9 protein-coding genes and 1 riboswitch are annotated in these 11,311 nt (G+C 38.5%); of the genes, 3 read left to right on the forward strand and 6 right to left on the reverse strand.

The features are described from left to right. Positions 1-104: 104 nt before the first annotated feature. Positions 105-2,657, reverse strand: coding sequence for a vitamin B12-dependent ribonucleotide reductase (locus FN924_RS10500; RefSeq protein WP_143894292.1), 2,553 nt, complete (start codon positions 2,655-2,657; stop codon positions 105-107). Between the two features lie 410 nt (positions 2,658-3,067). Here FN924_RS10500 and FN924_RS10505 point away from each other — a divergent pair, with 410 nt between their 5' ends. Beyond that, positions 3,068-3,451: a rhodanese-like domain-containing protein gene (locus FN924_RS10505; RefSeq protein WP_143894294.1), complete on the forward strand. Its 384-nt coding sequence runs from the start codon at positions 3,068-3,070 to the stop codon at positions 3,449-3,451. Between the two features lie 262 nt (positions 3,452-3,713). On the opposite strand, the gene gcvPB is transcribed toward FN924_RS10505, so the two are convergent. From gcvPB to gcvT, 3 genes are read right to left on the reverse strand one after another with little or no spacing between them, the layout of a single operon-like run. Then, positions 3,714-5,174 (reverse strand): aminomethyl-transferring glycine dehydrogenase subunit GcvPB, encoded by a 1,461-nt coding sequence (gene gcvPB / locus FN924_RS10510; protein WP_143894296.1) that lies wholly within the window; start codon positions 5,172-5,174, stop codon positions 3,714-3,716. Continuing rightward, entirely contained in the window at positions 5,167-6,516 is a 1,350-nt protein-coding gene (gcvPA, locus tag FN924_RS10515; protein WP_143894298.1) for an aminomethyl-transferring glycine dehydrogenase subunit GcvPA, read from the reverse strand. Before gcvPA ends, gcvPB begins: the two co-directional genes overlap by 8 nt. 18 nt (positions 6,517-6,534) lie before the next feature. Further along, the gene (gene gcvT / locus FN924_RS10520; protein WP_143894300.1) at positions 6,535-7,641 is read right to left on the reverse strand and encodes a glycine cleavage system aminomethyltransferase GcvT; all 1,107 of its coding nucleotides are present in this window, start codon (positions 7,639-7,641) and stop codon (positions 6,535-6,537) included. Positions 7,642-7,826: 185 nt separating this feature from the next. Next, positions 7,827-7,917, reverse strand: a riboswitch (glycine riboswitch). A gap of 155 nt (positions 7,918-8,072) precedes the next feature. Here gcvT and FN924_RS10525 point away from each other — a divergent pair. Both FN924_RS10525 and FN924_RS10530 read left to right on the forward strand, forming a co-directional pair. Continuing rightward, complete coding sequence (locus tag FN924_RS10525; RefSeq protein ID WP_228409423.1) at positions 8,073-9,761, forward strand: DEAD/DEAH box helicase; 1,689 nt, start codon at positions 8,073-8,075, stop codon at positions 9,759-9,761. Next, positions 9,739-10,563, forward strand: coding sequence for a YqhG family protein (locus FN924_RS10530; RefSeq protein ID WP_143894302.1), 825 nt, complete (start codon positions 9,739-9,741; stop codon positions 10,561-10,563). Before FN924_RS10525 ends, FN924_RS10530 begins: the two co-directional genes overlap by 23 nt. Positions 10,564-10,590: 27 nt before the next feature. Here FN924_RS10530 and FN924_RS10535 read toward each other — a convergent pair whose 3' ends face one another. Beyond that, the gene (locus FN924_RS10535; RefSeq protein ID WP_143894304.1) at positions 10,591-10,770 is read right to left on the reverse strand and encodes a YqzE family protein; all 180 of its coding nucleotides are present in this window, start codon (positions 10,768-10,770) and stop codon (positions 10,591-10,593) included. Between the two features lie 30 nt (positions 10,771-10,800). After that, positions 10,801-11,307 carry a shikimate kinase gene (locus FN924_RS10540; RefSeq protein WP_143894306.1) on the reverse strand — a complete coding sequence of 169 codons (507 nt, stop codon included), beginning with the start codon at positions 11,305-11,307 and terminating at the stop codon, positions 10,801-10,803. Positions 11,308-11,311: the final 4 nt, after the last annotated feature.

Genomic DNA, 11,311 nt, shown 5'->3' on the forward strand with positions numbered 1-11,311 from the left:
TCATAAAAATGATACACTAGTTTACACGTAGTGACAAGGAAACCTTCTAGTCAGAAAATCTGATTTGATAGAAAAAAAACGGCAGTACACTGCCGTTTTTTCCTTTATAATCCACATTTTAATTGAGCATTACAATTCGTACATGTATTGCATCCACCGATATCTTCCACTGTCCCTTTTCGACAAACCGGACACGTGTCACCAACCTCTGAGCCAATGGTTACTTGTGTTTTCTCAAGCTCATGGACTGTATCCAACAAAACAACATGAGGTTTATTAGAAGTAGTCTCCGATTCCTCAAAGCTATTATCTTCTGCTTTTAACGTTAACACTTGTGTATCACGACTACCATCTACATACACCGTTCCGCCTTTTGCTCCCCCTTTGTACAAACGACGATATACACTTTCCACTTCCTCAACTGAATACCCTCTCGGTGCATTCACTGTTTTAGAAATAGAGCTATCTACCCATTTTTGAATCACACATTGTGTATCTGCGTGAGCTTCAGGTGAAAGTTCCATTGCTGTGACAAACCAATGGGGTAACTGTTCTGGATCTTGATCAGGGTTCTTATCTAGATATTCTTGCACAATATCAGCTTTTACCTCCATAAATTTTCCTAGACGACCACTTCTGAAATAAGAAAAGGAGAAGTATGGTTCAAGTCCAGTACTTACTCCAACCATTGTACCTGTACTTCCAGTTGGTGCTACCGTCAGAAGGTGAGAGTTACGGATGCCGTACTTCAGTATATCTTGATGGATATCTTCTGGCATCTTTTTCATAAAACCTGTTTGAATAAAGTTTTCTCTAAGTTGTTGGGTTTCTTCATTTGTTTCACCAATTAGGAATGGAAAACTCCCCTTCTCTTTTGCTAGCTCGATAGATTCGCGATATGCAGTTGTTGCAATCGTTTCAAAAATCTTATCAACTAGTCGATTTCCTTCCTCCGAACCATACTCTGTTTCACAGTATATTAATAGATCGTGAAGGCCCATAACACCTAAACCAATTCGACGCTCCCCTAATGCTTGCTTTTTGTTTTCTTCTAAGAAGTATGGTGTTGCATCTATGACGTTATCTTGCATCCGCACACCAGTTTTGACCGTCTGGATTAACTTGTCAAAGTCAATACTTTTCCTTCTTTTATCGGCAACTGCGGCTAAATTAACGGCCGCTAAATTACATACGGAATATGGCGCTAATGGTTGTTCACCGCAAGGATTAGTTGCTACTACTTGTTGTCCATATGCTTTTGCATTGGTCATATCATTCGCGTTATCAATAAAGAAAATTCCTGGCTCCGCTGAATACGTAGCACAAATATTAATTAAGTTCCATAGTTCTTTTGCTTTCACCTTACGATAGACTCGTACCGGATAACCCATTTCTCCCCACTTACGGACATCTCCAATTTCATGCCACTTTTCGTTATAATCTTTCATTTGTTCCTCTGTGTAGCTTTCCACATAAGGAAAACGCAATTCATATTCTTTATCGTTTTCCACTGCATCCATGAAGTCTTTCGTCAGACAAACGGAAATGTTCGCACCTGTTAAGAACTCTGAGTTATGAACGCTATACGTGCCACCAATATGAAGCTTTTCTTCCGCTTCTTTAATAGCTTGCTCTGAGAAACCGCCTAAGCCAGGCATGTTTTTGTAGTTTATGATTCCTTGATATATATCCTGTTCAATTGCAGTGAGAGGTATGAATTTCAGTTTATCCTTAGCAAGTTGTTTGATAAGCTCATCTTCCGAATTCTCTATTAAAAATCTAAGTATTCTTGGATTTTGCATTTTGGAAATAATGAATTCCATTATGTCAGGGTGCCAATCTGCCAACATAATCATTTGTGCTCCGCGTCTTGAACCACCTTGCTCTACTAGGTGTGTAAGTTTCGCGATGTCATCCAACCAAGATACAGAACCAGAGGATTTTCCGTTTACCCCTCTTGCTAGCGTGTTTCTTGGACGAAGTGTTGATCCATTTGTTCCAACTCCTCCACCACGACTCATAATTTCCATCACTTGTTTTCGATGGTCCGATATTCCTTCACGAGAGTCTTTGACAAAAGGCATAACATAACAGTTAAAATACGTTACTTCTGTATCAGAACCTGCCCCGTATAACACTCGTCCAGCTGGAATAAAGTTCAAATTGGATAATTCGTGATAGAAGTGCTCGAACCATTTTTGTTGTTTTTCTTCGGTTTGTTCTACTTTAGAGAGTCCAGTCGCATTTCTCAACGCAATTTGTTCATAAAAAACTTCAAGTGGTTTATCTATAACATCTAAGGAACGTGTGATAATACCTGTTTCTATTTCTTGTTCATCATCCAATACAGATTGAAATTCTTTGGCCACATGAATATCTGCCACTTTGTTTTTCCAATCGATAGACTTCACAAAGCCTAACCCTCTAGCTGGAAATTTCGGATCTGCTTTCACGGTTAAAACAACAAAATCACCAATTGTTAATGTTATTTTTTCTGTGTCTTTAAACGCATAGCGATCCAGCATGACTAGTCTTGATACCCCTTGATGGGTTGTCTTCATGTCGTTTGTAATGGGATGTACTTGTGGGAATTGACGAATATCTTGATTCAACCTTTCGACATTAATCTCCATCGACACATCTGTAACAGTACTCATTGCTACATCTCTCCTCAACACTATATTTCCTATTCTGTCTTTATTTTTCATTACTATTTAATTTATCATATCCTCCTAGCTTTAAACAATATATAGTACGCAAACATCAAAAAAATACTATATATTGAGCTTTTGAACAGATGGAATCTCATTTGTCAAAAGTAAAATTAGCCAATTTTGATAGGAACTAGAAGCTATTGAAAGATTAAATAGGATACAATATTATGATTAAGATTTTTTTGGATTTGCCTCTTTTATCATTCGTCTTATTTCGACAAGAACAATAGACTTAATTCACATAATTATCGTTTCTCCAGCATAGAGTAGGAAAGAAGATAAGAAAACTTTTGAAAATAGTAGGAAAGAAAGTATATAATAAAAGACGAATAAATGGTAAATGGGGGAACATCATGGAAGTATTAATTGCAGCAGTTGTTGCTTTTATTGTATTTACAGTATATCGGTACTTTAGACAGAAAAAGATTCTAACAACCCTTACAGAAGAAGAGTTTATAAATGGATATCGTAAAGCACAGCTCATTGACGTTAGAGAACCAAAAGAATATGACGGTGGACATATTCTTGGTGCTAGAAATATACCAATGTCCCAATTAAGTCAAAGAATGCCTGAAATTCGTAAAGATCAGCCGGTATATCTCTATTGTCAAAGTGGTGCTCGTTCTACACGTGCTGCTTTTATGTTGCACAAGAAAGGGTATCGCGATTTATATCAATTACAAAACGGCTTCAAAAAATGGAACGGAAAAATTAAAAAATCTAAAAAAGCTTATTAACACAAAGGGACGCTGCTTATTATAGCGTCCTTATTTTATACTACTCTGGCAAATCATCGTGATCTTTGTATTATCTTTCGTTCCTCATTTTTGAATCCTTTCTGTACTTTTTCTATTCCTTAAACGTTCTCACTCTTAGCTTAGGTTTTAGTGTTCCAAAAACTAGAAACGGAAATACTTTCAATCAAAGAAGGGGTATCCATTATAAGTTAAAATGGATACCCCTTAACGTGTATTCGATTCCCTTTCAAAGCTTCTTTTTTTATTGTGTTGTATAACGTAGAATTGGTTTTCTAGCCGCAGTTGTTTCATCCATCCGTTTTACAACTGTTGTATATGGTGCTTCCTGAACAATCTCAGGATTATTTTTTGCTTCTTGAGCAATTTGTAACATCGTATCAATAAACTCGTCTAACGTTTCTTTCGCTTCTGTTTCAGTAGGTTCAACCATCAGTGCTTCCTCCACATTAAGTGGGAAGTAAATGGTAGGTGGGTGGAAGCCAAAATCCAACAGACGCTTCGCAATATCTAATGTACGAACCCCGAGCTTTTTCTGATTTTTACCTGATAACACAAACTCATGCTTACAATGCTGATTATATGGAAGATGATATTCCTTTTCCAGACGTCGCATCATATAATTTGCGTTTAACACAGCATATTCACTTACCTTTTTCAGACCTTCTGCTCCCATTGTACGAATATAGGTGTAGGCACGTAGATTAATTCCGAAGTTCCCATAATAAGGCTTTACACGACCGATTGAATCTGGACGATCATAGTCAAAGATATACGTTTCCTCTACCTTTGTTAAAACAGGTTTTGGTAGAAATCTTGCCAACTCTTCTGAAACCCCAACTGGACCAGACCCAGGTCCTCCACCACCGTGTGGGCCAGTAAATGTTTTGTGTAGGTTTAAGTGAACAACGTCAAACCCCATATCTCCAGGTCTGGCATATCCCATAATTGCGTTTAAATTCGCACCATCGTAATAAAGCTTTCCGCCAGCTTCATGCACGATTTCCGCCATCTCCAGAATATGCTCTTCAAAAAGGCCGAGGGTATTTGGATTGGTAAGCATAAGAGCTGCTGTATCATTGCCTACCACACGTTTTAAGTCCTCTAAATCAACGAGTCCATTTTCATTAGACTGAACGGTAACGGACTCAAAACCCGCAACTGTGGCAGAAGCTGGATTCGTACCGTGAGCAGAGTCTGGAACAATCACCTTAGTACGGTGAAAGTCACCGTTCGCTTCATGAAATGCACGAATCATCATGAGCCCCGTCCACTCTCCATGTGCACCTGCAGCTGGCTGTAGAGACACTTCATGCATTCCGGTTATTTCGGCTAAAGAGGTTTGCAAATCATACAGCATTTCCATTGCACCTTGCACCGTTTTACCATCTTGATATGGGTGAATATGGCTGAATCCTTCTAAGCGTGCTACATCTTCATTTATTTTCGGATTATATTTCATCGTACAGGAACCAAGCGGATAAAATCCAGAATCTACTCCATGGTTACGCTTAGATAAAGCCGTGTAGTGACGAATTACTTGTAACTCACTCAATTCAGGAAGTTCTGCTTCTGTTTCACGAATGTACGTCTTTTCAAAAACGTCCTCCAAATCTGTTTCTGGAACATCTAATGCTGGTAGACTGAAGCTTGTTCTACCAGGCTGACTATGTTCAAAAATTAATGGAAAGTCTTCATTATGCACAGATATCCCCCACTTCCTTAATAAATGTATCGATTTCTTCTTTTGTTCGTATCTCGGTAACTGCAATTAACATGTGATTGTGCCAGTCCTCTTGCACGAGACCCAAGTCATAGCCTCCAATAATTCCTTTTTCCAGTAGCTGTTCATTTACTATAGATACGGGTTTAGATAATTCGACGACAAGCTCGTTAAAGGTTGAACCTTTATATTTCACGGTAAACCCTGCAGCTTCTAATGCTTGTTTGGCGTAGTATGTTTTTTGTATGTTTAACCAGGCCATTTTTTTAACCCCTTGCTTCCCTAGAGAGCTCATGGCAACCGAAGCAGCTAACGCGTTAAGAGCTTGATTTGAACAAATGTTAGAGGTTGCTTTGTCACGACGGATATGTTGTTCACGTGCTTGTAAAGTTAATACAAAGCCACGCTTACCATCTTCATCCACCGTTTGCCCAACTAATCGACCTGGCACTTTTCTCATAAGCTTCGACGTTGTTGCAAAATATCCACAGTGTGGCCCACCAAACTGTGCAGGAATCCCAAATACTTGAGCATCTCCAACGACAATGTCAGCACCAAATTGTCCAGGTGGGGTTATATAACCTAATGCTAGGGGGTTACTGGACACAATAAACATTGTTTTCTTTTGATTTGTTAGCAATTGTTGCACATCCGCTAATGGTTCGACTTGACCAAAGAAATTCGGATACTGTAAAACGACACTTGCTGTATCTTCGTCTAGTTGCTCTTTTAAAGAATCTAAATCTGTAACCCCATCTTTCACATCAATTTCTATGATTTCTAGTTCAGGCCCTTTTGCATAGGTATCTATAACGGCTCTTGATTCAGGATGAATCGCTTTCGATACGAGAATTTTCTTTCTCTTTGTTTGAGCAGCACTTAAATTTACTGCTTCCGCTAATGCGGTTCCACCATCGTACATAGAAGAATTCGCGACATCCATTCCAGTTAATTCACTAATCATCGTTTGAAATTCAAATATTGCTTGCAGTTCTCCCTGTGATATTTCTGGTTGATATGGTGTGTACGCTGTGTAAAACTCCGATCTCGAAATAACGTGATCGACAACAGATGGGATATAATGGTCATAAACACCTGCCCCTAAAAAGGACGTATGACTTTTAAGGGAGACGTTTTTCTGTGCTAATACGGATAACTCCTTCATCAGTTCATATTCACTAGTAGGTTTTTTAAGATTTAATTCTCCTTGAAAACGAACCTTTTCTGGAATATCTGAAAATAATTCTTCCGTGGATTGAATGCCTATCGTGTCTAACATCGCTTTTTTATCTGACTCTGTCATCGGTAGATAACGAAATTCCATGAATTTTCCCCTCCCCAACTAATTCTTTCTCTTATAGAATGGTGTCTCTACTACTTTTGCTTTCAACCTCTTGTTCCGAACTTCCACGAACACTTCTGTTTCGAGTTCTGTAAAATCCGTGTTAAGAAGCGCTAAACCAATATTCTTCTTTAGTGTAGGAGACTGTGTTCCAGTCGTAACAAACCCTATTTCTTCGTCATGGGCATACACCTTGTATCCATGTCGCGGGATACCTTTGTCCATCATTTCAATTCCGACTAGCTTTCGTTTAGTTCCTTTTTCTTTTTGTTCTTTTAAGATTGCTTTTCCAATGAAATCGGCTTCCTTATCTGTTTTAACAGCAAATCCAATACCCGCTTCAATCGGAGATATATCTTTACTGAGCTCTTGTCCGTATAGAGCTAGATTTGCTTCAAAGCGAAGGGTATCTCTTGCACCTAATCCTATCGGCTCTACTCCTATTTCCTTTCCAGCGCCCAAAATTATATCCCATAACGCTGTACCCGCTTGTGTGTCCACGTATATTTCGAATCCGTCTTCCCCTGTATATCCAGTACGAGATACAATAGCTGGTTGATCGATACCTGTGAAGTAAACTGGCGATTCGAATGTAAAGAACCTGATAGTGGATAATTCAGTCTCTGTTAATGATTGGAGTACTTGTTCTGCTTTCGGTCCTTGCAATGCTAGCTGTACATATTCTGAGGATACATTGGTGATTGTAACCCCTTCTATTTGGTGCTGAAGTAACCAATCGAAGTCTTTGTCTGTGTTTGCTGCATTCACGACTAACAAGTATTTAGACTCCTCTAACATATACACGATCAAATCATCTACGGTTCCTCCAGTTTCATAGCACATAACGGTGTATTGAGCCTTTTTTGGAGACAACTTGGCTACGTCATTGGTCAGCATCTTTTGCAGGAAATGCTCACTTTTGGGACCTTCTACCATGATTTCACCCATATGGGAAACATCAAACAATCCCGCTACATTTCTTGTCGCTTCATGCTCTTTCTTAATCCCGGAAAATTGAACTGGTAAATCCCAGCCGCCAAAGTCAATCGTTTTGGCACCATATTTTTCATATACCGGATAGACCGGTGTACGTTTTAAATCTGGCATCACTCATTCCCCCTTCTTTAAAATACTTTGAAATCTTGCACATAAAAAAATGTATAAAAAAACAGAGACTCCACCGATTCCATCAGTAAAGTCTCTGTCCTTGCACCAGAAAGTTTCGCCCGCTAATTCACCGGGCTTGCATCTTAGGTGGTTTATGAAACATCCATAAACGCTCTCCAGAGTTGCGTCACACAAAAGTCTTTTTGCCTGAGAGATTCACATAAAAAGTTTGCTCCGTCGGCGCTACGAAATCGTAGTCTCTCCTTTTGTATTCATCCGCGTTTTTAAATTTTATATGTTGGGCATACTATTAGTCACTTAGATTGTGTATAACGATCTTCTATGTAAATCATGGTTATTATACCACAGCCCTCTTACGTTGTGGGAAAAATCTTTTAAGACAAGAATCTCTAAGAGAGGAAGGGACAGTCTTGAATATACAATTGCAACGAGACGTAGATTTTATCAAAGAATTAGATGAAAATCTAAGTCATGATCGTTCTTTTAGTTCGTGGGAACTCTTTAAAATGAACTATGATTCTACGAAAGCTACCATCACTCCAGAATTCAAAGGGCTTACGGCACCAAAACATTTGCCACATATGTCCTTTCTTGAACACCAGTTGGAATGTGCGCAACAAGTCGTAGAAGATATGAACGGGCGTGCCATACTTGCTGACGAGGTCGGTTTAGGAAAAACGATTGAAGCTGGCTTAATTTTGAAAGAATATATGATTCGTGGCCAGGTCAAAAAAGGGCTAATTTTAGTACCTGCTTCTTTAGTCAATCAATGGGCGAACGAATTAAATCAAAAGTTTTATATTCCGGCACTTTCCCAACGAAAAAGACCGGTTTGGGATCAAGAGAATATTGTGATTACGTCCATCGATACAGCCAAACGCGCCCCTCATCGGGAAAAAATATTAGAGCAGGACTATGATTTCGTATTAATTGATGAAGCTCATAAACTAAAAAATCACAAGACAAAAAACTATGAATTTGTTCGAAAAATCAAAAAGAAATATTGTCTTTTATTAACCGCCACACCTGTACAAAATAAATTAAGCGACATTTTCAATCTAGTATCTATTCTAAAACCTGGTTATTTAGGTAATTATGAGGACTTTACCAATCGCTTCGGCCGAGATAGAAAGAATCTGTACAATGATGCTCACTTGAAACAACTGATTCAAAACGTAATGGTACGTAACCGAAGAGAAGACACCGGAATTGACTGGACTAAACGAAAAGTAGAAACCGTCTGGATTGATTTTGTAGAGGAGGAGCAAAATGCCTATGATAGATTAAGAAATTTACTGAGGGAATCTTATGCTGCAAGCTTTTCTTCCATTACCTTATCAAGAGAACTTTGTTCTTCAAGAGAAGCCTGTTATTTATCGATTCAAAAATTACTTCAACAACCAGACAAAGAAGTGCACAACAAGGAACAGTATATCGAGATGATGAATGAGATTGGTCAGCTTCCCCACCATTCCAAAGCAAAAAAAGTGGTGGAGCTCATTCAACAGAAGGAAGAGGATGAAAAATTCATCATCTTTACTGAGTATCGAGCTAGTCAGCTATATTTACAATGGTATTTACAGCAGCATGGTATTTCATCTGTACCATTTCGTGGTGGCTTCAAACGGGGGAAAAAGGACTGGATGAGACAATTATTCCAAAATCATGCTCAAGTCCTCATTGCGACAGAAGCTGGCGGGGAAGGAATTAACCTACAATTTTGTAACAATATGATCAACTATGATCTTCCATGGAATCCGATGAGGTTAGAACAGCGAATTGGTCGTATTCACCGGTTTGGACAAGAAAAGGATGTTCATATTTACAACTTTGCCATCCGAAATACCATAGAAGAGCATGTTTTAAAACTGTTATATGAAAAAATTCAATTATTTGAACGAGTTGTAGGAAATATTGATGCAATATTAGCTGATTTAAATATTAAAGATGTAGAGACGGAAATTCACTCGATTTTCTCTGAGTCATCATCCGATGGAGAAGCACGTATAAAATTGGAAAACTTGTCTTCCGTTATCTCTCATGCCCAACAGCAGGTTTCATCAGAGGAGGATTGGAATGGCAATCGAGAATCTTCATGAGTTTATGACCAATTACTTTGTAGCTAATGACTGTAAGATTGTAGAAAATAAAAATGGAAAGTTAAAAGTACAATTAACGGACGTCATGGACGAGCTTCTAATGAATCGCCCCTTCTATTGGCAATACGTTAAAAAACTAGGCTATCCAGGACAACCGATGCAAGTCAGCTTTATCACAAATCCGGAACGTCGTGAAGAAGAAGGAGAATGGATTCACTTCGGAAGTCCGCGGGTTCATCAAATATTTAGAACGTTAAAAACACAAGGTCGAATGACAAAACTATATGAACAAGTTCAAGCTGGCCAGCGGACACCCTTAACTCCTTGGCTTGTGATTAACCTAAAAATCAGCTATGAAGGAAAACAAAAAAAAGACGAACTTCTTTCCTTTGGTTTAAATTTAATTAATGGCGCTATGTTAAAAGGGATGATGGAATCCATGGAAGATTTATCCTTCCATTCCAATATTTCTGACTTCACGTACACGATGACACCGATTATTCGTGTGAAAAGTGGGTACCAAAGAATCATCCAATATATCGAAAAATCGCTACAACAGGAAACACATGATTGGGCAGCAGAATCGTGGCAGCACCTACAAGAAGAACTAAAGCTCCTCGAACACTTTTATACAGAAGGTGAGTCGGAGGATGCAGAGGAAGAAGCAGAGTATGAGCGACTTATGGAGCAGGAACGTAAAGATATTGAAAATCGGTATCAACCAAGAATTAGATTAGAAGTCGTCAATGGTGGGTTATTTTATTTAAGTCAACAAACCTCTAATCAATTTTTACAAAAATAAGCAGGATCCAATCCACGAGGATCCTGCTTATTTTTTCTTTTTAAACAAAAGCTTAAATGCTAACGGCAACATACCAAACCAGTGACTAGATAACCCTTCCTCATGAGAGCGTCTTCTTTTTTTTCGCTCTTTTCGTTCCTCTGAAGGGGTATCCATATATTTGACTATTTCTTGTGTCATAAATTTCACATAGTCATTTCCAGACATTTTATCACCTCGATTTGGGTTATTACAAGTTTACCCATTTATAGATGTATTTATAAGTGAAATTATTTCCTCTGTAATAGCATCTACCGTTTTTTGATCTGTCTGAATTTGGTAATGAGAAGTTTCTTCATATAGTGGCAGTCGACTTTTAAAAAGCGCCTGTACGGCAATGGTGTCTTTCCATAAAGGTCGCTGAGTATCGTCAGCCAATCTTCGTTTTATCTCATTCCAGCTCGCGTGCAAATATATAACGATACCATGCTTTTTCATCCACTCTCTATTTGGAGCTTTCCCGATTATTCCTCCACCAGTTGCTATAACCGTATTTGTGATAGGCATCTGTTTCAGAATATGACTTTCATATGTACGAAAAACATCTTCTCCTTTTGTAGCAAATATTTGCGGTATCGTTTCTTCATAATACAGCTCTATTTCGTGATCGGTATCTTTCGCTTTCCATTTTAAACGGTCCGCAAGACAAGTACACACGCTTGATTTCCCGCTTCCCATAAATCCAATTAAAAAAACCGATTGCATGGAC

The sequence above is a fragment of the Radiobacillus deserti genome, from assembly GCF_007301515.1.
Classification (GTDB): Bacteria; Bacillota; Bacilli; order Bacillales; family Amphibacillaceae; genus Radiobacillus; species Radiobacillus deserti.